22 protein-coding genes and 5 tRNA genes are annotated in these 25,874 nt (G+C 30.4%); 21 read left to right on the top strand and 6 right to left on the bottom strand.

Going from position 1 to position 25,874, the window contains the following annotated elements; translation table 11 throughout:
- Positions 1 to 65 precede the first annotated feature (65 nt).
- Together grpE and hrcA are read right to left on the bottom strand one after the other, a co-directional pair.
- Positions 66 to 629: a nucleotide exchange factor GrpE gene (grpE, locus tag HW276_RS09390; protein WP_178938270.1), complete on the bottom strand. Its 564-nt coding sequence runs from the start codon at positions 627 to 629 to the stop codon at positions 66 to 68.
- Positions 630 to 647: 18 nt separating this feature from the next.
- Positions 648 to 1,661: a heat-inducible transcriptional repressor HrcA gene (hrcA, locus tag HW276_RS09385; protein ID WP_178938269.1), complete on the bottom strand. Its 1,014-nt coding sequence runs from the start codon at positions 1,659 to 1,661 to the stop codon at positions 648 to 650.
- A gap of 334 nt (positions 1,662 to 1,995) precedes the next feature.
- On the opposite strand from hrcA, the gene HW276_RS09380 reads away from it, so the two are divergent.
- Complete coding sequence (locus HW276_RS09380) at positions 1,996 to 3,693, top strand: AAA family ATPase (protein WP_178938268.1); 1,698 nt, start codon at positions 1,996 to 1,998, stop codon at positions 3,691 to 3,693.
- A 235-nt stretch (positions 3,694 to 3,928) separates the two neighbouring features.
- Here the strand turns inward: HW276_RS09380 and HW276_RS09375 are convergent, their stop codons facing one another.
- From HW276_RS09375 to truA, 4 genes are all read right to left on the bottom strand, one after another.
- Positions 3,929 to 4,615, bottom strand: a complete 687-nt coding sequence (locus HW276_RS09375) for an N-acetylmuramoyl-L-alanine amidase (protein ID WP_178938267.1) — start codon at positions 4,613 to 4,615, stop codon at positions 3,929 to 3,931.
- 157 nt (positions 4,616 to 4,772) lie between these two features.
- Positions 4,773 to 5,012, bottom strand: coding sequence for a hypothetical protein (locus HW276_RS09370; RefSeq protein WP_178938266.1), 240 nt, complete (start codon positions 5,010 to 5,012; stop codon positions 4,773 to 4,775).
- Positions 5,013 to 5,220: 208 nt separating this feature from the next.
- A complete protein-coding gene (locus HW276_RS09365; protein ID WP_178938265.1) occupies positions 5,221 to 5,697 on the bottom strand; it encodes an N-acetyltransferase in 477 nt (158 codons plus the stop codon).
- A 42-nt stretch (positions 5,698 to 5,739) separates the two neighbouring features.
- Entirely contained in the window at positions 5,740 to 6,498 is a 759-nt protein-coding gene (gene truA / locus HW276_RS09360; protein WP_178938264.1) for a tRNA pseudouridine(38-40) synthase TruA, read from the bottom strand.
- A gap of 164 nt (positions 6,499 to 6,662) precedes the next feature.
- Between truA and HW276_RS09355 the strand changes: the two genes are divergently transcribed.
- The 20 genes from HW276_RS09355 (at position 6,663) to ileS (ending at position 25,858) form a co-directional block, all read left to right on the top strand.
- Positions 6,663 to 7,148 carry an HMA2 domain-containing protein gene (locus tag HW276_RS09355; protein WP_178938263.1) on the top strand — a complete coding sequence of 162 codons (486 nt, stop codon included), beginning with the start codon at positions 6,663 to 6,665 and terminating at the stop codon, positions 7,146 to 7,148.
- Positions 7,149 to 7,174: 26 nt separating this feature from the next.
- Positions 7,175 to 7,546 carry an HMA2 domain-containing protein gene (locus tag HW276_RS09350; RefSeq protein ID WP_178938262.1) on the top strand — a complete coding sequence of 124 codons (372 nt, stop codon included), beginning with the start codon at positions 7,175 to 7,177 and terminating at the stop codon, positions 7,544 to 7,546.
- A gap of 30 nt (positions 7,547 to 7,576) precedes the next feature.
- Complete coding sequence (locus tag HW276_RS09345; protein ID WP_178938261.1) at positions 7,577 to 9,760, top strand: heavy metal translocating P-type ATPase; 2,184 nt, start codon at positions 7,577 to 7,579, stop codon at positions 9,758 to 9,760.
- A 36-nt stretch (positions 9,761 to 9,796) separates the two neighbouring features.
- Entirely contained in the window at positions 9,797 to 10,543 is a 747-nt protein-coding gene (locus HW276_RS09340) for a hypothetical protein (protein ID WP_178938260.1), read from the top strand.
- Between the two features lie 151 nt (positions 10,544 to 10,694).
- Entirely contained in the window at positions 10,695 to 10,982 is a 288-nt protein-coding gene (locus tag HW276_RS09335; RefSeq protein ID WP_178938259.1) for a hypothetical protein, read from the top strand.
- 494 nt (positions 10,983 to 11,476) lie between these two features.
- Positions 11,477 to 12,163 carry a 2,3-diphosphoglycerate-dependent phosphoglycerate mutase gene (gene gpmA / locus HW276_RS09330; RefSeq protein WP_147004277.1) on the top strand — a complete coding sequence of 229 codons (687 nt, stop codon included), beginning with the start codon at positions 11,477 to 11,479 and terminating at the stop codon, positions 12,161 to 12,163.
- A gap of 320 nt (positions 12,164 to 12,483) precedes the next feature.
- Positions 12,484 to 12,882, top strand: a complete 399-nt coding sequence (locus HW276_RS09325) for a DUF2721 domain-containing protein (protein ID WP_147004276.1) — start codon at positions 12,484 to 12,486, stop codon at positions 12,880 to 12,882.
- A gap of 120 nt (positions 12,883 to 13,002) precedes the next feature.
- A complete protein-coding gene (gene glmU / locus HW276_RS09320) occupies positions 13,003 to 14,343 on the top strand; it encodes a bifunctional UDP-N-acetylglucosamine diphosphorylase/glucosamine-1-phosphate N-acetyltransferase GlmU (RefSeq protein ID WP_178938258.1) in 1,341 nt (446 codons plus the stop codon).
- A gap of 74 nt (positions 14,344 to 14,417) precedes the next feature.
- Positions 14,418 to 15,410, top strand: a complete 993-nt coding sequence (locus HW276_RS09315; RefSeq protein ID WP_178938558.1) for a ribose-phosphate pyrophosphokinase — start codon at positions 14,418 to 14,420, stop codon at positions 15,408 to 15,410.
- Positions 15,403 to 16,029, top strand: coding sequence for an L-threonylcarbamoyladenylate synthase (locus tag HW276_RS09310; RefSeq protein ID WP_255460429.1), 627 nt, complete (start codon positions 15,403 to 15,405; stop codon positions 16,027 to 16,029). The genes HW276_RS09315 and HW276_RS09310 overlap by 8 nt, the downstream gene beginning before the upstream one ends.
- 21 nt (positions 16,030 to 16,050) lie before the next feature.
- On the top strand, positions 16,051 to 16,524 hold the full coding sequence (locus HW276_RS09305; RefSeq protein ID WP_178938256.1) for a viral A-type inclusion protein: 474 nt from the start codon (positions 16,051 to 16,053) through the stop codon (positions 16,522 to 16,524).
- 37 nt (positions 16,525 to 16,561) lie between these two features.
- Positions 16,562 to 17,770 (top strand): GspE/PulE family protein, encoded by a 1,209-nt coding sequence (locus tag HW276_RS09300; protein WP_178938255.1) that lies wholly within the window; start codon positions 16,562 to 16,564, stop codon positions 17,768 to 17,770.
- A gap of 233 nt (positions 17,771 to 18,003) precedes the next feature.
- Positions 18,004 to 18,080 (top strand) — tRNA-Pro (locus HW276_RS09295).
- Between the two features lie 13 nt (positions 18,081 to 18,093).
- Positions 18,094 to 18,169 (top strand) — tRNA-Gly (locus HW276_RS09290).
- Positions 18,170 to 18,200: 31 nt separating this feature from the next.
- A tRNA-His gene (locus tag HW276_RS09285) sits at positions 18,201 to 18,276 on the top strand.
- A gap of 6 nt (positions 18,277 to 18,282) precedes the next feature.
- Positions 18,283 to 18,358: transfer RNA gene (locus HW276_RS09280), tRNA-Lys, on the top strand.
- Between the two features lie 23 nt (positions 18,359 to 18,381).
- Positions 18,382 to 18,465 (top strand) — tRNA-Leu (locus HW276_RS09275).
- A gap of 201 nt (positions 18,466 to 18,666) precedes the next feature.
- A complete protein-coding gene (locus HW276_RS09270) occupies positions 18,667 to 20,832 on the top strand; it encodes a Tex family protein (RefSeq protein ID WP_178938254.1) in 2,166 nt (721 codons plus the stop codon).
- Between the two features lie 415 nt (positions 20,833 to 21,247).
- Positions 21,248 to 22,810 carry an L-lactate permease gene (locus HW276_RS09265; RefSeq protein ID WP_178938253.1) on the top strand — a complete coding sequence of 521 codons (1,563 nt, stop codon included), beginning with the start codon at positions 21,248 to 21,250 and terminating at the stop codon, positions 22,808 to 22,810.
- Between the two features lie 258 nt (positions 22,811 to 23,068).
- The gene (gene ileS, locus HW276_RS09260) at positions 23,069 to 25,858 is read left to right on the top strand and encodes an isoleucine--tRNA ligase (protein WP_178938252.1); all 2,790 of its coding nucleotides are present in this window, start codon (positions 23,069 to 23,071) and stop codon (positions 25,856 to 25,858) included.
- Positions 25,859 to 25,874: the final 16 nt, after the last annotated feature.

Raw genomic sequence — 25,874 nt, 5'->3', positions numbered from 1 at the left:
TTTTTTTATAAAAGTATTATTTTAAAATTTATTCTTTGAATTTTCAAATTATAACTTTTACAAAATTACTTTTTATTAACTGTTACCATCGCTGGTCTAATAACTTTTCCTTTCAATTTATATCCTTTTTGGAACACTTTCACAATAACATCATTGTCTAAATCTTCCACATTTTCAGTCATCATTGCTTGATGTTCATAAGGATTAAATTTCACACCTTCCGCTGCTTCCAATTCTTCAACACCTTCTTCAGTCAAAAGATTTCTCAGATTTCTCAAAATCATATTAACTCCTTCAACCAATGCGTCAAAGTTTTTAGTTTCAGCAGAAGCTTGTTCAGCTCTTTCTAAATTATCAATATTATCTAATAATTTTGTAATAATACCTTCCGAAGCATATTTTTTCATTTCAGCAACTTCATTTTCTTTTCTTTTTGTGAAGTTTTGAAATTCAGCTAATTTTCTTGTATAAGAGCTCTTCCATTCTTCCAAGTCCGCCTCAAGTTTTGCGATTACTTCGCAAGGATTTTCTTCTTTAACTTCCTCTTTTGCAGTAGAATCAGCTTTAGCTTCTTTAGTTTCTTTATCTAGCGTTTCTTTTACTTCTTTTTCTAAATCTTTTTCAGACATTTAAAAACCCCGCTCTCTTTATTGTTTATTTTTTTGATTTAATAATTGATTTACTTCTTCTGCTACATATTCAACTAATCCAACTGTTTTTGAATATTCCATCCGCTTTGGCCCAATTACACCGATAATTCCTCTCGCATTATTTAACGTATAAACTGAAAACACGAATGAGAAGTCTTCAAGTCCTGCAATTTTCAAATCTTCTCCAAAAATTACATTTACCTCTCCATCCTTAAACTCTTCCATTTGCAAAAACTGTGAAAATATATTTCGCAAATCATTTGGGTTATTAAACAATTTTACACGATTTATAATGTTCATTACATCGGATGTATTGTTTTCAATAAGATTTGTTCCGCCTTCAAAAAATAACTTTCCTTCATCTGAAATCCCGTTGCCTTGAAAATCGCTTTGTGAAAATAAATTTGTATTTGTGAAAAAATCCTTTAAATCAGATAATGTAAAATACTGACTATTTGCAATTTTTTCATTTAAGAAATTATTTATTTTCTCAACTTCGCTTTCAGTTACAGGATTTTCCAAAAAGATATTCAAATTTTTTGTAAGGGATGAATTCATTACAACCACAGCAAGTACAGTCGTGTCATTAATATGCACCAGTTTTACTTTTTTTACACCTTCCTGCGTAAATGCCGGCTCTAAAACGACTCCAGCATATTGACTAATCTTTGACAATAACCTGGATGTTTCTTCAAATATCATATCAATTTGATTCATCCGTTTATTGTACGCCTGCATGACTTTTGCCTTTTCTTCTTGGGAAATATCCCTAATTTTCAAAAGCTCATCGACATACAGCTTATATCCTTCACTTGTCGGAATACGTCCAGAAGATGTATGTGTTTTTGCAATCAGACCCTTATCTTCCAAATCTGCCATTGTATTTCTGATAGTGGCTGAAGACACTCCAATATTATATTTCTTCTCAAGTGTCCGTGATCCCACGCTCTCGCCAAATTCCAGATAATGTTTGATAATAGCCTTTAAAATTAATTGCTCTCTATCATTCATCTCGGCACCTTCCTTATTTTTTGTTAGCACTCTCTAACTTAGGTTGCTAACTACAAATATATAATATTACATTTTTTCAAATTTGTCAACACTTTTTTTAAAAATTTTTTCATTTTTTTTAAAAAATTTTAATTAAGATCAAAAAAGTATTATAAATAGGCTATTCATAACAGTTTTAAATATTTAAATAAATAAACATTTTCAATTGATATGCTAAAAATTATAAAAAAATTTTATGATAAATTTACTGAAAAGTATCAAGTAATGTAATTGACAAAATGTTTATATTTTTGATAAAATTGAAAAAAGTATTTAAAAAAAAGGGGGAATTATTATGAAAAAAAGGAAAAAGAAATTACCGATTGGATTATCTGATTTTAAAGAAATTATAGAATACGATTACTATTATTTTGACAAAACTAAATTTATTGAAAATATTTTAGAAGATCGTTCAAAAGTAAAATTATTCACTCGTCCAAGACGATTTGGGAAAACACTGAATATATCGATGTTGAAATATTTTTTTGATGTTAAAAATAAAGATGAAAACAAAAACTTATTTGAAGGACTTAATATTTCTAAAAGTGAATATTTTAATAAACAAGGGGAGTTTCCCGTAATTTCAATTTCGTTTAAAGATTATAATGAAAAAAAGTGGGAAAGTGGATTTAGAGAAGTTAAAGGAATTATTGAAAGGCTTTATACAAAATATAAATTTTTAACTGAAAAAATGGACGAAATTGAGATTGAAAAATTTAATTCAGTAAGAAGAACTTTAGATTTAGCAGATTGGAAAAATTCTTTGTTAAATTTGTCAAAATATTTGTATGAATATTATGGGAAAAAGGTGATTGTATTAATTGATGAGTATGATCAGCCAATAATAAATTCCTATATAAATGGTTATTACAACGAAACTATTGATTTTTTCAAAAGTTTTTACGGATCTGTTTTGAAGGATAATGAATATCTTGAAATGGGTGTAATAACTGGAATTTTAAGAGTTGCGAAGGAAAATATTTTTTCAGGGTTGAATAATTTGGAAGTTCATACGATTTTGGATAGTGAATTTACGGAATATTTTGGGATTATGGAAAATGAAGTTGAAGATGCTTTGAAAGATTTTGGTTTGGAATATGAGTTGGAAGATGTTCAAAAATGGTACAATGGTTATTTGTTCGGAGATACAAAAGTGTATAATCCTTGGTCGATTATTAATTTTTTGAAAAAGGGGAAATTGCGACCTTATTGGGTAAATACAAGTGGGAATGGATTGATTCAGTTATATTTGGAAAAATTGAAGAATGAGATTTTTGATGAGTTTTCAAGACTTTTAAATAAAGAAAATATTTTTGAAACGATTAATGATAGTATGACTTTTGGAAATTTAGAAGCTAATTTTGAGAAAAATATATGGAACTTATTTTTTCATAGTGGATACTTAACTTTAGCCAAAAAAAACGATGAAGATGAAGAAGAAGTTTATTTGAAAATTCCAAATGAAGAAATTTTGAAGATGTTTTCTAAAATGTTTATAGAAGTTTATTTTAGAGATTCTAATAATTTTTCAAAATTTACTAATGCATTAAAAAGTGGAGATATTGAAAAATTTAAATTTGAACTGAATAAAATTTTATTGGAAAATACTGGAATTTTTGATGTAAATGGAAATTATAAAGAGCAATTTTATCATGGATTGATGTTGGGGTTGATTTTGAAATTAAGAAATGAATATGAAATTACATCAAATGGCTTTGCAGGAAAAGGTAGATATGACTTGCTTTTGAAACCTAAAAATATTTTAGGAGGAAGAGAAGGAATAATTTTTGAGTTAAAAATTGTGAATTTAGTTGAAAAATTAGAAAAAGATAATTTAAAAAAGAAACTTGAGAAAGAATGCGAGATTGCATTAAGACAAATTGATGAAAAAAAATATTCTTCAGTTTTGAGAAACGCTGGGGTTGAGAAAGTTTTAAAGATTGGGATTGCATTTTTGGGGAAAGAATTTGAGGTGAAATTTGATAGAGATTAGTTGAAATGAAGTGGAAAAACTATTAAATTTTAAATAAGATTAGATGTTAAAAAATAAAGGCTGTTTTGGGATTAGCAGCCTTTTTATAGTGGAAAAAATTTTTTGATTTTAAGAAATATTATTTTATTTTTAAAAATTAAATAATGAGGTATAATATTAGTGAATTAATCTTTATATAAAAAAGTCTGCCAATTATGACAGATTTTTTTATTGTTCAAATTAAAATAAAATTTTGTTATTTTTCTCTAAAATATTTTTCAATTCCATTTACAATCCCTTTTACCATCACATTTTGGAAGTCAGGAGAAGCCATTTTTCTATCTTCCTCAGGATTTGTCATGAATCCCATTTCTAGTAATGTGTTTGTAACTGTTGACCAGTTTGTTCCTGTCAGGTCATCTCTGTAGGAAACGCCTCGGCTTTTGAAGCCTGTTGCTTTTGTGTATTCTGACAGGATTGCTTTTGAGAATTTATCGCTTGATTGCTGTACGCTTTTTGTGTACGGATTTTTAGATGATGATGTAAGTACAGTTGCTCCTCTGTTACTGCTTCCTCCTGCATCTGCATGTAATCTTAAATATACATCACAGCCTTCTTTATTTGTCATTAAGGCTCTTTCTTTGTTGCTTATATTTACATCATTTTTTTCTCTTACCATAAATACTGAGTATCCTTTATCCTTTAAAGCATCTCTTAATTTTAAGCCTACTTCAAGGGCTAACTGATATTCAGGCTTTTTAGTTGCAACACCTCTTGTTCCGTAAGCTACTTTTGGTCTTCTTTTGCTTGAACCAGGCGCTATTTCTTCAGTTTGCATATTTCCTTTTGCTTGGTGTCCTGGATCAATACATACTTTTTCAGCTGCATTTGCCAATCCTGAAATGCTGCTAATTAAAATTGCTAATTTTAATAATAATTTCATAGTTGATTCCTTTCTTTTTTTATTTTTAAATTTATTTATTTTATTATTTGAGTATAAAAATTAGATTTTTAATGTTTATTGTCTGGTAAAAATAGAAATTTCTAAAATTACTAAAAAGTATTGGAAATTTTTTGACTTAGTTTGTTACAAAATAAATTTAATTGTAGAGATATTCATTTCCTGTGAAGTACAGGTTTTTATATCCATTTCCTTCAAAATATACTCTGTAAACGCTTCCATATGCAGCTGATGCAAAAGGATGACCGCTAAAATTAAATCTTTTTCCTGATTTTAAACTTACGCAAATATTATCTGACACTATTTTGCAACGTTCTACGTATCTTGAGAAACTAAGAACGCTAAATAATAAAAATATTCCTAATATTAATTTTTTCATAATTAATCACTCCTCAATATAATTTTATGGGGGGTATTACAATTAATATATTTAATAATTTTAAAATTTTGATTAATTTTTTACCAAACAATAAAAGTGTTCCTCAAATTTTAAATACATAAAAATTAAGTTGCATTATATTATATCTTTATTTTATTTGATTATCATTTTAATTTTATTATATAAAAGTTAATAAACAAAATAATTCTTATTTTATCGAATATCTCATCAAATATCGTTCAACATTGTCTCCATATTCGTTATCTAAATTATCCACTATTTTAAATCCCAATTTTTCATAAATTCTTTTCGCAGTAAAGTTATCCATATCAACAGTAAGTTCTATTTTTTTTATTCCCATTTCCTTCAAAGTTTCCATTACAAATTGAAGAAGTATTCTAGCATATCCGTTTTTTTGAAATTTTGGGACAGTAGAAACTCCATAAACATAAGCAATTTCCCTGTCAAAACTGTTTAAAACCTCAATAACCGACATTAATTCATCCTTACTGTCTTTATCATCGCTTAACATTGCAAAAACTTTTCCATATTTAGCAAACGGCTTAATATTCCAGTTCCCAACAGTTGCTTCTCCAAAAACTTCGTTTTCATGTTCTACAATTTTAAATAACAAATCTGAATCTTTTTTTGCATCCAGAATTTTTATTTTATAATTTTTTTTCATAAAACCTCTCTTTCTTTTTTTTCTTTTTTTAATAATAACTTTTTAGTAATTCACTTTATACAGATATAACCCTTCTGAAGGTGCTAAAATCTTTTTATTATCAGCATCAGGATTTTTTAGCCTTTTTATAATATAATCTTCTTTTTCTTTTCCAAAATAAACAGCAAGTGCTGAGCCAATCATAATTCTGACCATAGTTTTTAAAAATCCATTTCCGCAAATTTCAATATTTACCTGATTTTTCCCGAATTTTTTATCATAATAGCATTTTATATAAAAAATTTCTCTCACAGGATTTCTATAAGCCTTGTCCTTTTTCATAAAACTGCTGAAATCGTGTTTTCCGATAAAGGAGTCCATTATTTTCTGAAATTTTTCTACTTCCACTTTCTCTTTAAGACCAGTTATGTAATTTGACTCAAATGGCGTAATATCCTCCTCTGCTCTCATAATATATAAATAAGCCCTATTTTTAGCATCAAAACGTGCATTAAAATTTTCATTTGCTTCTGTGATATTTAAAATTTTAACCTCACCTTTCAAAGATTTATTAATTTGCCTTTTTATTGCTTCCAGAGGAATATTGCCGTCAATTAGAAAATTAGAAACTTGTTCTATTGCATGAACGCCTTTGTCAGTCCTTCCTGAAGAAATCATATTTATATTTTGGGAAAATGTTTTTAAAATTACTTTTTCAATTTCTCCTTGAACAGTTTTTATATTATTATCCTTTTGCCTTTGAAATCCCGAAAACTTGCTTCCATCATATTGATAAATGATTTTTACATTTCTTTTTTTCATATTTTTCCTTTTTATTTTTCCTTTTTCTTTTTTATATTGTATCGTTAATTTTGTCTAAAGTAAAGGTAAAAATAAAAATTTAAAAAGATTATGAAGAAAATCTATCTTGTAATTTAAAATGAAAAGGTATATAATGAATTATAAAAAAGGTTAAGGAGTCGGTTATGTTACAAAGTTTTTATGGCGTTATTCAAGTGAAACATTATCAAAATGGGCGTTTGCGGTTGCAGACAGAAGTGCTGAAGGATGACGAGGAGATAAAAAAGGAATTTTTAAATAATATTCGTAAAATAGAAGGAATAAATTCTGTGGAAGTTAATTCTGTTACTGGAAGTATTCTGATTTATTTTGATGAAAAAGTTATTGAAAGTTCTTTTTTGTATTTGGTAGTGTTGAGATTGCTTCATTTGGATGAGGAAGCCTTGAAAAATAAACCTGGGAGAATAAAAGAGTTGTTAAAACAGGTATTTGAATCAGCAGATATGGCTGTTTATAACAAGAGTAAAGGTTATTTGGATTTGAAGACATTAACTGCAGGTATTTTTATTTTTTATGGAATAAAAAAAATATGGAAAGTTCCAGGATTACCTAAAGGAGCTACATTGTTATGGTGGGCTTCTAGACTTTTATCAGATGAGAAAAGAAAATAGTAGACAAAAAATTGAAAGGGAAAAACATGTTAGAAAATTTTTTTAGAACAACATATCTGATGTTTAATCAGATAAAGGTAGTGCACAGTATTCCTGGAAGACTTAGGCTATTCGTTCCAAATTTATCAAAAGTTCCAGAGGAATTAAAAAAATATGATAATGAAGTAAAAAAACTTATTTTGTCGAAAAAAGGGATAAAAAGTGTTGAATATTCGTATATAACGAATAAAATTTTGCTTTATTATGATCCAAATTTGATTTCAGAAAAGGAAATATTGGAATGGATGAATAAAGTTTGGAAAACAGTGATTAATCATCCTGAATTGTACGAAAATAAATCCTTGAAAGAAATAGAAGATAATCTGGAAATTTTTTATGATTTGATAAAAAGACTTTAAGTTTGTGGAATAAAAAGAAAGGAAAATTTTATGGCTGGTAGAAATTATTTGCTAAATTGTGAGATTTTGCATGAAATTCGTGGGAGAATCAGAATTCGTTCAAGAGCGTTAAAATATCTTGGCGTTCACAAAGAAGAAATAACAAAGCGTTTAATGCAAGTTCATTATATAAAAAGTGTTGAAATTTCAACTATTACAGGTTCTGTACTTATTTATTTTGATAACTTTTCGCTAACTGGAGAAAATTTTGTATCTTTGCTTCAAAATACATTGAATGGGTATTTGGTGGATATTTACAAAAATGAGAAAAAACAAGCATCGAATAAATATGTGATAGAAAGACGATTACAAGAAGAATCACCAAAAGAAATTATGAAAAATATTGGAGCGGCAGTATTATTGCTTTTGCTTCCAGGTCCAAAAACGAGATTGACTGGAATTAGAAGATTATTTAATTACAAAACTATTTCAACAATTTCTTTGGCATTGCCTGTTTTAAAAAATGGAATTTTGTCATTGATTCAGAATAAGCGTCCGAATGCGGATACATTGAGTTCTACGGCGATTGTAAGTAGTATCGCTTTAGGAAGTGAGCGAACAGCTTTGACAATTATGATTTTAGAAAGAATTGCAGAACTTTTGACGGCTTATACTATGAAAAAAACTCGTGGCGTAATTAAAGATATGCTAAGTGTTGGAGAAAACTATGTTTGGAAAGCGTCTGAAGATGAAGACCAAGTGGCGAAAAAAGTTCCAATTGAAGAAATTAAAAAAGGTGATTTGATACTTGTTCAAACTGGAGAAAAAATAAGTGTCGATGGAACAATTGAAAAGGGAAGTGCGGTAATTGACCAATCGGCGATTACTGGAGAATATATGCCTGTTAAAAAAGAAACAGGACAGGAAGTTTTTGCTGGAACGCTTTTGAAAAGCGGAAATATTACTGTAAGAGCTGAAAAAGTTGGAGATGACAGAACGGCTTCAAGAATTATAAAATTGGTGGAAGATGCTTCATTTAACAAAGCGGACATTCAATCTTACGCCGATGCATTTTCTGCACAGTTGATTCCGTTAAATTTCCTTCTTGCTGGAATAGTTTATGCTTCAACTAGAAATTTACAAAAGGCGTTGAGTATGCTTGTAATTGATTATTCATGCGGAATAAGATTGTCGACAGCGACAGCATTTTCTGCTTCAATTAATACAGCTGCTAAAAACGGAATCTTGATTAAAGGAAGCAATTATTTGGAAGAACTTTCAAAGGCTGATACTGTAATATTTGATAAAACTGGAACAATTACAGAAGGAAAACCTAAAGTTCATACAGTAAAAACTTTTGCTAAAAATATGAAAGATAATAGAATGATTGCATTAGCTGCGGCTGCTGAAGAAACTTCTACACACCCTTTGGCGAGTGCGATTTTAAACGAAGTAAGAAATAGAGGATTAAAAATACCACGACATAAAGAAGATGTAATTAGAGTGGCAAGAGGAATCGAAACTTATGTAAATAAGGATATTATTCGTGTGGGAAGCAGAAGATACATGGAAGAAAACAATATTTCAGTAGAAATATCAACTGATGTGGTAAAAGGAATGCAAAATAATGGAGAAATCGTTATTTATGTGGCTAAAAATGAGAATTTAATCGGTGTAATCGGAGTTTCTGATCCACCAAGGGAAAATATCAAAAAAGCTATGAACCGTTTGAGAAATCAAGGAATAGACGATATTGTGCTACTTACGGGAGATTTGAGACAACAGGCTGAAACCATTGCAAATAGTATGTCGATGGATAGATACGAATCTGAATTGTTACCAGAAGATAAGGCGAAAGATATATTGAAATTCCGTTCAATCGGATCAAAAGTTATTATGATTGGAGATGGAATAAACGATGCTCCAGCTCTTTCTTACGCAAATGTAGGAATAGCACTTGGAAGCACTAGAACAGATGTCGCAATGGAAGCTGCCGATGTTACAATAACTTCTGACGATCCGTTGTTAATACCAGCTGTAATCGGTTTAGCTAAAAATACTGTAAAAATTATAAAACAAAATTTTGCGATGGCGATTGGAATAAACAGTTTTGCACTTGTATTAGGTGCGACAGGATTGCTACCAGCAATATATAGTTCAGTTTTACATAATTCAATAACAATTTTAGTAGTTGGAAATTCATTAAGACTTCTAAAATATGATGTCAATAAATAGAATTTTTGTGGCGTATCTGATTTTGGAGGAAATTATATGAAAAAATTAACTTTGACGGTATTGCATAAGTTACCGAATCGTGTCAGATTTAAAGTTTCACACGAAATTATTGACACAAAAAAATTTTTTGAAACAATAAAAGTTGGAGCAAAAAGTACAGCGTTACGATATAATAAAACTATAAATACATTGCTTATAACTTTTGAGCCAGAGGAAATTACGATTGATGAAGTGATTTATCGAACTGCGACAGCATTATCAGTTGAGCACGGCATGACTTCAGTAAAATTAGTGGAAGATTTTGAGGAAAAATCAATAGATTCGTTGTCTGTATATTCTGGAGCTGCGATTTTGCTTTCTTTCTTGTACGGACTTGGAAAAAGTAAAATTGAAAAATTACAATTGGATATAAATAATTTTACAGCGGGACTTACGACAGCGGCAATTATGGAACATGCCTATATGGAAACACAACGAAAAGGTTTCTTTGACATTGAAATTTTACCAGCATTGTATCTTTTAAGATCCTATATGGCGAATAGATCAGTTACAGCAATAGCACTTATGTGGCTTACAACTTTTGGACGACACCTTGTATTAAATAATGTATCGAATAAAGAAGTGAGAATTTATCGGTTAAAAGCTGAAAATGGGAAATTCCATTATGTTGTGGATGTGAAAAATGATAAAACTATTGAGAATGTAAGTGATTTAATAGATCATATATTCTTTAGCAAGAGATCAGATGAAGATTCGGATGATAAATATATAGCTTTGAAATAAATTGTGATTTAAAGTAAAAGAATTTAACAAAAGATATCAAGAAATCACCAGATTCTACAAGTAGGAGTAATTCACATAGTTATAAAAAAATATTAATATATAATTATTTGAAAAAATATAATAAATAAATTAAAAATTTGGAGGTAATAAAATGATAAAATTCGGAAGTATAAAGAAAGAGCATTTAGTGGGAGCGGCAGTTGGAGTGGGAACAGTTGCAGTTGGTTACTATTTATACAAAAAAAATCAAAGCAAAGTTGACAGTTTTTTAAGAAAACAAGGGATAAATATAAAAACATCTTCAGAAGCAACTTACGATAACATGAATCTTGAAGAATTGATGACAACAAAAGAACGTCTTGAAGATTTAATTGCTGAAAAAGAATTATCTACAAATACAGCTGTTTCAGAAACAGTTGTGGAAGTTGAAGAAAAATAGTTGATTTTTTAAGATTAAGCTGATAAAAATTAATTAAAATTAGAGTTTAAATAAATAGACCAGTTGTAATTTTTGAGTTCAATTTTAAAGCAGTTTTGCTGCAATTAAATATAAAAAAGTTTATGAAATAGTGCAAGAATACTCGGAATTTTAGTTGTGAGATGAATTGCACGAAAATTTAGTAAGCATATGGAAAAATTTTAGTAGATAAAATGTAGAATATGTAATATAATATCTTTGATTGAAGACTGTAATGGAGTATTAAATATTCTAAAGAAAAGTAAAGTTGTGGACTTAAATGTTGTCCTATACAATAGGGGTGAGCTGAACACGCCTAAAAGAATAAGGATAGTTGTTGTGCTATCAAGATTCTTAGAAAATTTTTAAATACTTTTAAAGATTTTAAAACCCTGCGACTTTAGTCGTGGGAGGTTCAGGTTTTTAAGCATAAAATGTGTAACATTAATAAAAATATTATTTTAAGGAGGAAACTTATGAAATTAGTATTAATCAGACATGGTGAAAGCCAATGGAATTTGGAAAACAAATTTACTGGTTGGAAAGATGTGGATTTGAGTCCTAAAGGAGTTGAAGAAGCAAAAGCTGGAGGAAAAGCATTAAAGGAAAAAGGATTAGTTTTTGATGTTGCTTATACTTCTTACTTAAAAAGAGCTATCAAAACTCTAAATTATGTTTTGGAAGAATTGGATGAATTGTACATTCCAGTTTACAAATCTTGGAGATTGAATGAAAGACACTATGGTGCATTACAAGGATTAAACAAAGCAGAAACTGCTAAAAAATACGGAGACGATCAAGTTCTTATTTGGAGAAGAAGTTTTGATGTTGCACCACCTGCAATTGACAAATCAAGTGAATATTATCCAAAATCAGACAGAAGATATGCTGATTTAACTGATGAAGAAGCACCACTTGGAGAAAGTTTGAAAGATACAATCGCAAGAGTGTTACCTTACTGGCATTCAGATATTTCAAAAAGCTTAAAAGAAGGTAAAAATGTTATTGTAGCAGCTCATGGAAACAGCTTGAGAGCATTAATAAAATATTTGTTAAATATTTCAGATGAAGATATCTTGAAATTAAACTTAACAACTGGAAAACCATTAATTTTTGAAATAGATGAAAACTTGAACGTTGTTTCATCACCAGATTCTTTTTAGTTAAAGCATGATATAATTTTAGCAAGGATGAATTTAAATAATCCTTGCGTTTTTTGTATTTTTTAAAAATACAAGCTTGAAACTAATGTTGTAGCAGGACTGCTTTAAAATCGAACTTGAAACAACTGGTCTATTTATTTAAACTCTAATTTTAATTAATTTTTATCAGTTTATTAGGCATATTTTTTATTTAGTAATAGATTTCTGTTGGCTTTTATTTAGCAGTATTTTAAAACTTTTTGTTATCAAATAAATAAAATATTTTTTTATTTTTAAATGGATTTTAGAATAAAAATAAATTTTAAAGGAAGGTGAAAAATATGACTTTGGAAATAACTACACCTGCAGTTCTTTTTCCTACCGTATCTTTACTTTTGCTTGCATACACAAATAGGTTTCTGGCACTTACAGCGATTGTGAGGCAGATGGATTCAAGCGGGGAAGTGGAGCATGAGTTTTATCAAGTTAAAAATTTGAGAAAAAGGCTAAATTATATAAAAAAAATGCAGTATTTTGGAGTTTCAAGTCTGTTAATGTGTGCCATTTCTATGCTATTTTTATTTCTTCAAATGGATTTTATTGGGAAAATAAGTTTTGGAATAAGTCTTGTATCGTTGATAGTTTCACTATTATTTTCACTTTTGGAAATTCAAATTTCGCTAGAAGCTTTGAGAATTCATTTGAATCATAATAGTGAGAGTGAGGAGAAAAATAAATAAAATTTTTTTATCATTTGACATAAATTAGAAAAAATTGATATAATTAGTGTGTAAAGTATAGTTTGAGTAAAAATTAAAGACAAATATTTTAATTGTTGATTATTAAATTAAGGAGGAAGGATGATTTCGGTAATTTTGGCGGCTGGAAAAGGGACTAGAATGAAGTCTGAGCAGTCTAAGGTTTTGCACAAGGTAAATGGTGTTCCGATGATTAGAAGAGTTGTGACTGTTCTTGAAAATATTGGGAATAAAAAAAATGTTTTTATTTTGGGGCATAAAAAGGAAGATGTGCTGGCTGAAATGGGAGATGTTGATTTTGTTACACAAGAGGAGCAGCTTGGGACAGGACATGCTATTTTGATTGCAAAGGATAAAATTAAGGAATATGGTGAAGATGTGCTTATCACTTGTGGAGATACGCCTCTTTTGAAGGAAGAAACGCTGAAAAAGCTAAAGGATGCTTTTGAGGAAGGAAAACTTGACTGTATTGTGCTTTCCTGCAAGGTTAAGAATCCGTTTGGATATGGACGGATTGTTAAGGAAAATGGAAAAATTTCAAATATTGTCGAAGAAAAGGAAGCAGATGAAAATGAGAAAAAAATAGATGAAATTAATACAGGAGTCTATATTTTTAAAAATGAAAGTTTGCTTTATGCAATTAAAAAAATTGACAATAACAATTCAAAAGGTGAATATTACTTGACTGATGCCATAAAAATTTTGACAAGTGAAGGATATAATGTTGACAGTTTTCAAATTGAAGATGAAGATGAAATTTTAGGAGTAAATTCTAAGGTTCAGTTGGCACAGGCAGAGAAAATTTTGAGAAATAGAAAAAATATTGAACTGATGGATAGTGGTGTAATTTTGATTGATCCAGATGCGACTTATATTGAAGATAATGTTCAAATTGGGCAAGATACTGTAATTTATCCAAATGTTACAATTCAAGGAAATACTAAAATTGGAAAAAATTGTGAAATTTTAGGAAATACTAGAATCGAAAACTCTGTAATTGCTGATAATGTTAGAATAGAAGCCTCTGTTGTAGAAAAGTCAACTCTTGAAGAAGGAGTAACTGTAGGGCCGTTTGCACATTTACGACCAAAGGCATACTTAAAAGAAACTGTGCATGTTGGAAACTTTGTGGAAATAAAAAACTCTACTCTTGAAAAGGGTGTAAAAACAGGGCATTTGACTTATATTGGAGATGCTGAAATTGGGCAAGATACAAATGTTGGCGCAGGAACTATTACTTGCAATTATGACGGGAAGAATAAACATAGGACAAAAATTGGAAAGAATGCATTTATTGGAAGCAATTCAATAATTGTAGCACCTGTGGAAATAGGAAATGAAGTTTTGACAGCTGCAGGTTCGGTTATAACAGAGGATATTCCTGATGAAGCGCTTGCTTTTGGAAGGGCAAAACAGGTAAATAAGGAGAAAAAAAATAAATAATTAGAAATAGGGAAATGTCAGAAAATAAAAAGTTAATAAAAATAAAAAATATTAATGAGAGAAAGGGAAATAAAATGATAACATTAACCAAAGAAGACAAAGACAAAATTAGAGTATTTGCAGGAACATCAAGTGAAAAATTGGCAGAAAAGATTGTAAAATACTTGGATATGGATTTATCAGCTGCTGAAATTGTAAAATTTGCTGATGGAGAAACTTTTGCAAAGGCGAAGAAAAGTGTACGTGGCTGTAAAGTATTTATTGTTCAGTCTACTTCAAAACCTGTAAATGAAAGCCTTATGGAACTTTTAGTCTTTATTGATGCAATTAAAAGATCTTCAGCCAAGGAAATTATCGCTGTAATTCCTTATTATGGATATGCAAGACAAGATAGAAAGGCAAGTCCAAGAGAGCCGATTACATCAAAACTTGTTGCAAATTTGCTGACAGTTGCAGGAGCTACAAGAGTAATTACAATGGACTTGCATGCAAGACAAATTCAAGGATTTTTTGACATTCCAGTGGATCACATGGAAGCATTGCCAATTTTGGCAAAACACTTTATAAAATACGGATTTAGCCCAGAAGATACAGTTGTTGTATCGCCTGATGTTGGTGGAGTAAAAAGAGCTAGAGGACTTGCAAACTGGCTGCATACACCGCTTGCAATAATTGATAAAAGACGTGCCAAGGCAAATGTTTCAGAAGTTATGAATATTATTGGTGATGTAAAAGGTAAAAAGGCTATTTTGATTGACGATATGATTGATACAGCCGGAACAATTTGCAATGCTGCTCAAGCTTTAATTGACAAGGGTGCTTTGGAAGTTTACGGATGTGCAACACATGCTGTTTTCTCTGATCCTGCAGTTGAAAGATTAAAAAAATCAGCATTTACTGAAATTGTAGTAACAGATACTATTCAATTGCCTGAAGATAAAAAATTCGATAAATTAAAAATATTGACAACAAGTAAAATGTTTGCAGAAATAATAACTAGAATAGCTACAAATAATCCAATAAGCGGTTTATTTGAAATGCCAGTTGATGATGGAAATGATGACTAAGATTGATAAAGATAAAAAAAGTAAAATTGAAAAAGCTATAAAAATTTTAAAAAATGGAGGAGTTGCTGTATTTCCTACAGATACTGTCTATGGAATTGGCTCTCTTCCTGAAAAGAAAGCTGTTGAAAAAATTTATAAAATAAAAAAACGTGATTTTTCTAAAAAAATAATCGCATTAATTAGTAATAAGGAAATTTTGAAGGATCTGGTAAATGAAACTGAAGAAAATATGGAAAAAATTTCTAAAATTCTCAATGAATACTGGCCAGGAGAACTGACGGTCATTTTTCGTGCAAATTGTAATTTTACAAGGAAATTTGATGAAAATATGGAAACTGTTGGGATTCGGATTCCAAAAAATAAAATTGCTTTGGAAATAATAAAAGAATCTGGAGGAATATTATTGACTTCAAGCGCTAATATTTCAGGTGAAAGTTCGGTTAAAAAAATTGAGGATTTAAGTGAAGAATTGCTAAAAAATGTGGATATTGTTATTCCAAATGAAGAATCAGAATTGACAGGGAAGCCGTCTACAATTGTAAAATTTGAAAATGGAGAGATTACGTTATTACGAGAAGGTAATATTTTATTTGAGGAAATAGTAAAAAAATTAAAATGATAAAAAAAGAAAGGAGAATTTATGGCAAAAATGGTAAATCCAAATACTGTTAGCAATATGGATTTAATAAATGCAAAATCACAGGCTAAAATGCAGCAGCTTGTGCAAAAAATTGGAAAAGGGAAAAGAAAAGTCAATGTTACATTTTCAAAAATGTCAAGAAGTTATTTGGCAAAAATGATTGAGGAAATGAGAAAAATGATGAGCCAATATGAAAAACAGCTGCCAAATGTATTTAGTTTCTTTAAATATTTGGAAAATGAAGTTAAAATTACAAAGGCAAATAAAAAGGAAAAAACTAAAAATGTAAAATTGTCTTACGAAGAAGTTGACTTTTTTAAACTGCAGCTAAAGGAAACATTAAAAGGGATTGATGCTCAACGTGCGACTTTGAAGTGGTACAATCTGATTAAAAAGGGATTGTTTAAAACATTGAAAAAACAGACAGAATTGGTGCTGGAGGAATTTAGCAGCGGAACTGTGAAAAAGAAATAATTGAAAATATAAAAGCGGGAAGGGAAAATTGAGGACAATGAATGAAAAAATAATTGAAAAGGCAAAACTAAAGGATGTTGTCGATAATAAAAAGAATAGTTTTTTATCAAAAGATACTGTTTCTTATTTAAATGAAATTGTAAAGACTGGATTTAAGGAGCGGGCTAGTGATATTCACGTGAAATTTGACCTGCTGGAAGGAATGGAAATAAAATACCGGGTTGACGGCTATCTGAAAGAAAGCCAGAAATTGTATGAAGCAGTGAATAGAAAAGTTCTTGAAAAAAATATTACAGAAATTATTGCCAGAATGAAAATTTTGGCTGGAATGAACGTTGCAGAGAAAAGAAAGCCACAAGATGGCAGCTTTTCTTTTTTATTAAATGCAAAAAATACAAATAAACGTTATGATATAAGGGCTGCCTATATGCCGACAGCTGGCGGGGAGACTATGGTTTTACGTATTTTGGAAAATTATTTAAAGGATATAAAACTTGAAACATTGGGATTTTCAAGTCAAAGCATTAAAATGTTAAATGAAACTTTAGATAGAAAATATGGAATGATTCTCGTAAGCGGGCCTACAGGTTCTGGGAAATCTACAACATTAAAATCCCTAATAAATATGCTAAATAATGGAAGAAAAAAAATCATAACCGTAGAAGATCCAGTTGAAAGCAAAATTAATGGGACTGTTCAAATACAGATAAATCAAGAAATTGGAGTAACATTTTCTGAAGTTTTGAAAGCCACATTGAGAAATGATCCTGATATTATCGTAATTTCTGAAATTAGAGATGAAATTACTGCAGAAATAGCTGTAAGAGCTGCATTGACAGGACATCTTGTAATTTCCACAATTCACACAAATGATGCTGTTTCTACGTTAATTAGGCTAGTGGATATGGGAATTCCGAAATATTTGATACTAGATTCATTAATTGGAGTTATTGGACAGAGGCTAGTTGGAAAAAGATGTCAGAAGTGCATGGGAGAAGGCTGTGATGAATGTTCTAGCGGATATAGCGGAAGAATTTCAATAAATGAAATACTCGTGTTAAATCAAGATGTACGGAATATTTTGAAGGAGGACAATCACCTTGGATCTGAAACTAAAAATAAATTGAAGACTCTAAACCAAAAATATGAAAATCAGAAGTGTTTTATTGATTTTATGGAAGATGCTAATGAAAAAATTGAAAAGAAATTGATTTTTGAAAGAGAAAAGGGAACTATTATTTTTTAAAAATTATTAATCAGTATTATAAAATTTTTTGAAATTATATTTGTTTTGCTCAAACTCCAGATTGATTATATTTTAAAGGGGTTTGAGCATATTTTATAAAACTGGATTTTAGTTAAATTTAGAAATATGTAAAAAAAATTCAAAAAAAGTGTTGACATTAATTTGAAATTATGATATTATATTCCTTGTCCGAGAGTGATTGATGAAAATGAAAAAATCACTTGTTGAAGGGACGGTGTATAGCGCAGTTCGGTAGCGCACCTGCCTTGGGAGCAGGGGGTCGCAGGTTCAAATCCTGCTACACCGACCATTTTAGAAGTTTTGCGGGAGTAGCTCAGTTGGTAGAGCGTCAGCCTTCCAAGCTGAATGTCGCGAGTTCGACCCTCGTCTCCCGCTCCATTTTATTTAGAAAGAAAAATTCATATATATGGTGATCGTAGTTCAGTTGGTAGAGCGCCAGTTTGTGGCACTGGTTGTCGCGGGTTCAAGTCCCGTCGATCACCCCATAATATGAGCCATTAGCTCAGTCGGTAGAGCACTTGACTTTTAATCAAGGTGTCACTGGTTCGATCCCAGTATGGCTCACCATTTGTTAAAATAAAATTTTTTTTGCGAGAGTGGCGAAATTGGTATACGCACTAGACTTAGGATCTAGCGTCTTCGACATGTGGGTTCGAGTCCCACCTTTCGCACCATAAAAGCCCACACGAAATAGTGGATTAGTTCAGTAGTATCAGCACTTTTAAAAGGTTGATATTTTTTTTTGCAAATATTTGCCCTTTAAAATTTTCAACTCATCTCATAAAATTATTCAACTGGTTATTTTTTATAAATTATGCTAAAATAGTTTTGGTAAATTTAAAATAAAAAATTAAATTGCAAATGGAGGAAAGACATTGGATATTTTAAAAAATGTGGCAAGTGAGCTAAAATTTGGCGAGTCACAAGTGGAAAATACAATAAAACTTTTTGATGAAGGGGCAACTGTGCCGTTTATTGCTCGTTATAGAAAAGAAGTTACGGGAAATTTGGACGAGGAGCAAATTAGGGATGTAATTGAGAAAGTTACTTATTATAGAAATTTGGAAAAGAGAAAAGAAGAAGTTTTAAGACTTATAGAAGAGCAGGGAAAATTGACTGATGAACTGAAAAATAGCATAACTTGTGCAACAAAACTTCAGGAAGTGGAAGATCTTTATTTACCTTACAAAAAGAAGAAAAAAACGAAGGCGGATATTGCGAAAGAGCAAGGGCTAGAACCTTTGACAGAATTTGCGTTGATGCCGACAACTACTTTTGAGATGTTAGAGAAAGAAGCGGAAAAATATTTGAGTGAAGAAGTTTTGTCGATTGAAGATGCGATTAATGGAGTGCATTTGATTATTGCACAAAATATTTCAGAAGATGTGAAAATAAGGGAATTCTTGAGAGATAAAATTTCAGAATTTGGAATTTTGGCTTCTAAAGTTGTGGAGAAAAATAAGGAAAATGATGAAAAAGGGGTTTATCAGGATTACTATGATTATTCGGAGCTTGTTAAAAAAGCGGCTTCTAATAGAATTTTGGCGATAAATCGTGGGGAAAAAGAAAAAATATTAAAAGTTGACATTGAAATTGACGAAAAAACTGAAAAATTTATAATGGACTTTATTTTGGATACTTTTGAAAATAAAAATTTAGTTGAATTTTTGAGTGAAGTTATAAAAGATTCACTGGATAGACTGGCTTATCCGTCGATAAAAAATGAAGTGAGAAATATTTATACTGAAAAAGCTGAGGAAGAAGCGATTAATATTTTTTCTGAAAATTTAGAAAAACTTCTTTTACAACCGCCTTTGAGTAAAAAAACATTGATGGGCCTTGATCCTGGTTATAGAACAGGTTGCAAACTGGTAATTATTAATAAAGACGGTTTTTATGAAACAAACGATGTGCTTTTCTTGGTTGAAGGAGTGCATAATCCAAAACAGCTTGAAACGGCAAAGAAAAAAATATTGGATTACATAAAAAAATACGATGTTGATATTATTGCAATTGGAAATGGGACAGCTTCTCGTGAAACTGAAAGTTTTGTGGCAAATGTTATAAAAGAGGCATCAAAACCTGTTTCATACTTGATTGTAAGTGAGGCAGGAGCTTCAGTTTATTCAGCTTCAAAAATTGCGATTGAGGAGTTTCCTGATTTGGATGTAACGGCGAGAGGAGCGATTTCGATTGCTAGAAGAATTCAAGATCCGATGGCTGAGCTTGTAAAAATTGATCCAAAATCAATTGGAGTTGGAATGTATCAGCACGATGTAAATCAAAAAAAATTGAATGAAACATTGGAACAAACGATTGAGCATGTTGTAAATAATGTTGGAGTCAATATTAATACGGCTTCTTGGGCATTACTTAGTTTTGTTTCAGGAATTAAGAAAAATGTAGCAAAAAATCTTGTAGACTATAGACATGAAAATGGAGATTTTAAGGATAGGAAAGAATTGAAAAAGGTAAAAGGGCTTGGAACGAAGGCGTTTGAACAAATGGCAGGATTCGTTGTAGTGCCTAATAGTAAAAATCCTTTGGATAATACGATAATCCATCCAGAATCGTATCATATCGCTGAAACTATTTTGAAGGAAGCAAATTGTAAGGTTGACGATTTAAAATCTGATTTGGATGAAGTTAGACAGAAATTGAAAACAGTGGATTTGGACAAAATTATAAAAGAAAATGATTTTGGACCACAAACTGCAAAAGATGTTTACGAAGCGTTGTTAAAAGATAGAAGAGACCCAAGAGATGAGTTTGAAAAACCGTTATTGAGATCGGATATTTTAAATATGGATGATTTACAAGAAGGAATGGTTTTGGAAGGAACTGTGAGAAATGTCGCTAAATTTGGGGCTTTTGTGGATATAGGACTAAAAGGGGATGCACTGCTTCATATTTCTGAAATTTCTGACAAATTTGTTAAAGATGCAACAAAAGAGTTATCTGTGGGGCAAATTATTAAAGTTAAAATATTGTCGCTGGATAAAGAGCGTGGAAGAGTGGGACTTACGAGAAAAGGATTATAAAAAAATTTAAAAAATATTAAAAAAGTGCAGATATTATAAAAAAATAAAAAATTTTTAAAAAAATATTTGTACTTTTTTGAAAAATTTGATAATATATAAGTGAGAAATTTGGGTTATTAAAAAGTTATAAATATTATTTTAAATTATAAACTTCTAATTCTTGCAATAGAAATGTTTAGAAACTTATGATTTTATTTATATCAAGTAGACAAGTCTCTTTGTCAAATGATCATAGTAAAATAGTTTATGTAGTTGTCAAGCAAGTCTAAAAAAATATAACCTAAAAAAATTTAAAGAATTTTTAAAAAACCAAATTAATTTTAAAAAGTAAAATATTTTATGTATTTTAAATTTTAAAAGAAATTTTTCTTTTTAAAACTTTTTTAAAAAAAATATAGAGAAGGAAGGTTCGGAAATGGGATTATTTTTAATCGGATTAGTGCCAATAGTTGTATTTTTGATACTATTAACTTTTTTGAAAAAATCAGCTATGTTTAGTGCGTATGCCAGTTTAGTAGTGGCAATTATTTTAAACTTTATTGTTCCTGGATGGCAAATGCCAGTTCAAGGGGTTATCGCTTCAATTATTGAAGGATTTGCAACAGCGTGGATGCCTATCGGTTTTGTAGTATTTGCTGCATTGTTTGCTTATGATTTATCAGTAAAAACTGGTAAAATTGAAACAATCAAATCAATGTTAGGAAGCATTTCAACAGATAAAAGAGCTCAAGCATTGATATTAGCTTGGGGATTTGGTGGATTTATAGAAGGTATTGCAGGATATGGAACAGCAGTTGCGATTCCAGCAGCAATCATGGTTTCATTAGGATTCACTCCACTAAGTGCAGCTTTAATTTGTCTTATTGCAAACTCAACACCAACAGCGTTTGGAACAGTTGGACTACCAGTTACAACAATGATTTCAAACTTTAAATTGAATGCTGGAGAAACAGCATTTTACACATCATTATTATTATTGTTATTGACATGTATTATACCATTTATCTTGGTAATAATGGCTAATAAAGAAATTGATGGTGGAAAAAATGCAGCATTTGGAAGAGGAATTTTACCTGTAGTTATTGCTTCGATTATTGGTTATTTAACACAACCATTTATCGCAAAAGCAATGGGTGCAGAATTACCAACAATTTTATCAAGTTTATTTGCAATGATCTTAATGATAGTTGCTACTAAAATCTTTATTAAAGAAGATGAAAGTGCAAAATCTAATAAAGGTCAAGCTATTACTGGAAAAGATGCATTTATGGCTTGGATTCCATATATTTTGATGATAATCTTAATTATTGGAACAAGTCCAGTTGTAGAAGCTGTTCATAAAGCGTTAGAACCAACAACTACACATTTCAATTTTGCTTTAGGACATGAAGCTACATGGTTTAAGGATAAAGGAGATCCAAGCGTAATATTCAAATGGATTTTAGCACCAGCTGCACCATTATTTGTTGCAACTGTTATAGCAGGATTCATTCAAGGTGTAAAACCAAAAGTTATGGCTGAAACATTAAAAGAAACAATTTTAAGTAAATTACCTTCAGTTGTGGTAATTATGGGAATTGTGGCATTATCAGTAGTAATGAAACATAGTGGAATGATTGAAAGTATAGCAAAAGGATTTGCTGCAACAGGTAAATTCTTCCCAGTAATTTCGCCGTTCCTAGGAACTATCGGTACATTCGTAACAGGAAGTGACTTGGCATCTAACTTATTATTCGGTGGAGTTCAAGTAAATATAGCAGGATCGCATGATGCATTGAAAGCATTGTATATTGCCGCTGGTACAGGTGGAGCAACAGGAGGAAAAATGATTTCTCCGCAAAATATTGCAATTGCCGCTTCAACAGTTGGATTGATGGGTAAAGAAGGAGATATGCTTAAATTCACTGTTAAATATTCAATAGCTTATGCAGCTGTTTTAGGTATTTTAACATTCATCGGAGCAGGAATACTTCATTAAAAACTTAAAACTAAGAATTATGAAGTTTTAAAAAAATAAATGCAATAAATAGTTAATAAAAAGGAGAATACTGAAGTTATAAAAATTTTAGTATCTCCTTATTTATTTAAAAAATTAAATTTTGCTGCCAAATAAAATATTATTTTATTTTTTAAGCGGGATTTAGTGAGAGTTATTTAAAAATGTATAAAATTGTGATATAATAAAAGACATAAAAACAGTAAAAAAAATAATTTTAAATAAAAGTAGGAGGAAGTAATGTCAGAAAACAACAATCCAGAAAAAGTGGATTATGCAAAAACGCTTAATTTGCCAAAGACAAGTTTTAAAATGAAAGCTAATTTGGCACAAAAAGAACCTTTGACATTAAGGGACTGGAAAAAAGCTGAAATTTATGAAAAATCATTGAAAGAAGGAGCACCATTTTTTGTGCTTCACGATGGACCGCCTTATGCGAATGGAGATATTCACATTGGACATGCGTTAAATAAAATACTGAAGGATATTATCTTAAAATATAAGAGATTAAGAGGTTATAATGCACCGTATATTCCAGGATGGGATACTCACGGACTTCCTATTGAGTGGAAAATAATGGAAGAACTTGGGGAAAAAGCAAAAAATATGACTCCACTGCAAATTAGACAAGAATGTAAAAAATATGCATTAAAATGGGTGGAAAAACAAAAAGAAGGATTTAAAAGACTTGGAATTTTAGGAAACTGGGATAATCCTTATATCACTTTAAGACCTGAATATGAAGCAGAACAATTAAAAGTATTTAAACAAATTTATGAAAATGGATATATTTATAAAGGGTTAAAACCAGTATACTGGTCGCCAACTACTGAAACTGCACTTGCAGAAGCAGAAATTGAGTATAAAGATGTAACTTCTCATTCAATTTATGTAAAATTTGAAGGGGAAAAAGATTTGACTGATAAATTAGGTGTGGATGAAGCAAGTATTTTAATTTGGACAACAACACCTTGGACATTGCCAGCAAACTTGGGAGTATTCTTACATCCTGAATTTGATTACGGATTGTATAAAACTGAAAAAGGTAATCTTGTAGTTGCAAAGGACTTGGCTGAAGATGTGTTTAAAACATTGGACTTGTCGTATGAATTATTAAAAGAATTTAAAGGGACAGAATTGGAATATACTCATTATCAACATCCGTTCTTAGATAGAAAAGGGTTAGTAATGAATGCTGATTATGTAACAATAGATGCAGGTACAGGAGCAGTTCATACAGCGCCTGGACATGGGGCAGATGACTATAATTATTCATTGAAATATAACATTGGAATTTTGTCGCCAGTAGATGATAAAGGGCATATGACTAAAGAAGCTGGAAAATATGAAGGAATGTTCTATGCAAAAGCAAGTAAAGCGATTGTTGAAGACTTGACCGAAAGCGGACATATGTTATATCACACAACTTTTGTTCACTCGTATCCACATGATTGGAGAAGTAAAAAACCAGTTATTTTCAGAGCAACTGAACAATGGTTCATTAGCATTGACGAAAGCGATATTAGGGAAAATGCATTAAAGGCATTGGAAAATGTTGAATTTGTGCCATCTTGGGGTAAAAATAGAATTGGTTCAATGTTAGAAACTCGTCCTGACTGGACTATTTCAAGACAAAGAGTCTGGGGAGTGCCAATACCATTATTTTACAATAGAGCGACTGATGAAGTTATTTATGAGCCAGAAATTATGGATAGAATAATTGAATTGGTTAAAAAAGAAGGAACTGATATTTGGTGGAAATATGAAGCCAAAGAAATTATTGGGGATGAACTTTTAGAAAAATATAATTTAAAAGATGTGGATATTAGAAAAGAAAGAAGTATAATGGATGTCTGGTTTGATTCTGGAGTTTCGCATAGAAGTGTGCTAGTGCCAAGAAACTTGCCAAGACCAGCAGATTTATATCTTGAAGGAAGTGACCAGCACAGAGGTTGGTTCCAATCTTCACTATTGACATCAATTGCAAGTACAAAAGATGCACCTTACAAGAGAATATTAACTCACGGATTTACAATGGACGGACAAGGTAGAAAAATGTCTAAATCACTTGGAAATACAATACTTCCAAAAGATATTACAGAAAAATACGGAGCAGATATTTTAAGACTTTGGGTATCATCAGTAGATTACAGAGAAGATGTGAGAATTTCTGAAAACATTTTACAACAAATGTCAGATGCATACAGAAGAATTAGAAATACAGCAAGATTCTTGATGGGTAACTTAAATAACTTTGACTATGCAAATGATAAAGTTGACTATAAAGATATGTTTGAAATTGACAAATGGGCAATGCACAAACTGGAAGAATTAAAAGAAAAAACAACTGAATATTATGATAAATACGAATTTTACAGTTTATTCCAAGAAATTACATATTTCTGCTCAATGGAAATGTCTTCATTCTATCTTGACATCGTAAAAGACAGACTTTACTGTGAAGGTACAACTTCAATCGAAAGAAGAAGTGCTCAAACTGTGCTGACAGAAGTTCTAAAAGTGTTAGTAAGAATTATTTCACCAGTATTGTCGTTTACTGCTGATGAAATTTGGGAAAGAATTCCAGAAGCGTTAAAAGAAGAAGAAAGTGTGCATTTATCAAAATGGATTGAAGCAAATCCTGAATACTTAAATGAAGAGTTGGCTAAAAAATGGGATAAAATCGCACGTCTAAGAAGAGAAGTGAACAAAAAGCTGGAAGCAGAAAGACAGACTGGATTAATAGGACATTCTCTTGATGCAAGAGTTCTTTTAAATATTGCCAATGATGAATATTCATTTATAAAAGATTATACAGAAAATGAAGTTTCTGATTTATTTATCGTATCTCAAGTTAAATTTGTAAATGATAATTTAGCAGAAAGTGAAATCGAAGGAATAAGTATAAGTGTGGAAAAAGCGTCTGGAGAAAAATGTGAAAGATGCTGGAAGTATGATGAAGAAGTTGGGCACGATCACAATCATTCAGATGTTTGTCCGAGATGTGCAAGCGTTTTGGAAAAAATGTAACATAAAATTTATTTTG

The sequence above is a fragment of the Leptotrichia sp. oral taxon 417 genome, assembly GCF_013394865.1.
GTDB classification, from domain to species: Bacteria; Fusobacteriota; Fusobacteriia; order Fusobacteriales; family Leptotrichiaceae; genus Leptotrichia; species Leptotrichia wadei_A.
The sequence above is the reverse complement of the archived record's forward strand: the minus strand, read 5'-3'. Positions and strand labels throughout refer to the sequence as shown.

Coding starts and splice junctions, on each gene's coding strand:
- grpE (WP_178938270.1), bottom strand. CDS start 629: ATGTCTGAAAAAGATTTAGAAAAAGAAGTAAAAGAAACGCTAGATAAA.
- hrcA (WP_178938269.1), bottom strand. CDS start 1,661: ATGAATGATAGAGAGCAATTAATTTTAAAGGCTATTATCAAACATTAT.
- HW276_RS09380 (WP_178938268.1), top strand. CDS start 1,996: ATGAAAAAAAGGAAAAAGAAATTACCGATTGGATTATCTGATTTTAAA.
- HW276_RS09375 (WP_178938267.1), bottom strand. CDS start 4,615: ATGAAATTATTATTAAAATTAGCAATTTTAATTAGCAGCATTTCAGGA.
- HW276_RS09370 (WP_178938266.1), bottom strand. CDS start 5,012: ATGAAAAAATTAATATTAGGAATATTTTTATTATTTAGCGTTCTTAGT.
- HW276_RS09365 (WP_178938265.1), bottom strand. CDS start 5,697: ATGAAAAAAAATTATAAAATAAAAATTCTGGATGCAAAAAAAGATTCA.
- truA (WP_178938264.1), bottom strand. CDS start 6,498: ATGAAAAAAAGAAATGTAAAAATCATTTATCAATATGATGGAAGCAAG.
- HW276_RS09355 (WP_178938263.1), top strand. CDS start 6,663: ATGTTACAAAGTTTTTATGGCGTTATTCAAGTGAAACATTATCAAAAT.
- HW276_RS09350 (WP_178938262.1), top strand. CDS start 7,175: ATGTTAGAAAATTTTTTTAGAACAACATATCTGATGTTTAATCAGATA.
- HW276_RS09345 (WP_178938261.1), top strand. CDS start 7,577: ATGGCTGGTAGAAATTATTTGCTAAATTGTGAGATTTTGCATGAAATT.
- HW276_RS09340 (WP_178938260.1), top strand. CDS start 9,797: ATGAAAAAATTAACTTTGACGGTATTGCATAAGTTACCGAATCGTGTC.
- HW276_RS09335 (WP_178938259.1), top strand. CDS start 10,695: ATGATAAAATTCGGAAGTATAAAGAAAGAGCATTTAGTGGGAGCGGCA.
- gpmA (WP_147004277.1), top strand. CDS start 11,477: ATGAAATTAGTATTAATCAGACATGGTGAAAGCCAATGGAATTTGGAA.
- HW276_RS09325 (WP_147004276.1), top strand. CDS start 12,484: ATGACTTTGGAAATAACTACACCTGCAGTTCTTTTTCCTACCGTATCT.
- glmU (WP_178938258.1), top strand. CDS start 13,003: ATGATTTCGGTAATTTTGGCGGCTGGAAAAGGGACTAGAATGAAGTCT.
- HW276_RS09315 (WP_178938558.1), top strand. CDS start 14,418: ATGATAACATTAACCAAAGAAGACAAAGACAAAATTAGAGTATTTGCA.
- HW276_RS09310 (WP_255460429.1), top strand. CDS start 15,403: ATGACTAAGATTGATAAAGATAAAAAAAGTAAAATTGAAAAAGCTATA.
- HW276_RS09305 (WP_178938256.1), top strand. CDS start 16,051: ATGGCAAAAATGGTAAATCCAAATACTGTTAGCAATATGGATTTAATA.
- HW276_RS09300 (WP_178938255.1), top strand. CDS start 16,562: ATGAATGAAAAAATAATTGAAAAGGCAAAACTAAAGGATGTTGTCGAT.
- HW276_RS09265 (WP_178938253.1), top strand. CDS start 21,248: ATGGGATTATTTTTAATCGGATTAGTGCCAATAGTTGTATTTTTGATA.
- ileS (WP_178938252.1), top strand. CDS start 23,069: ATGTCAGAAAACAACAATCCAGAAAAAGTGGATTATGCAAAAACGCTT.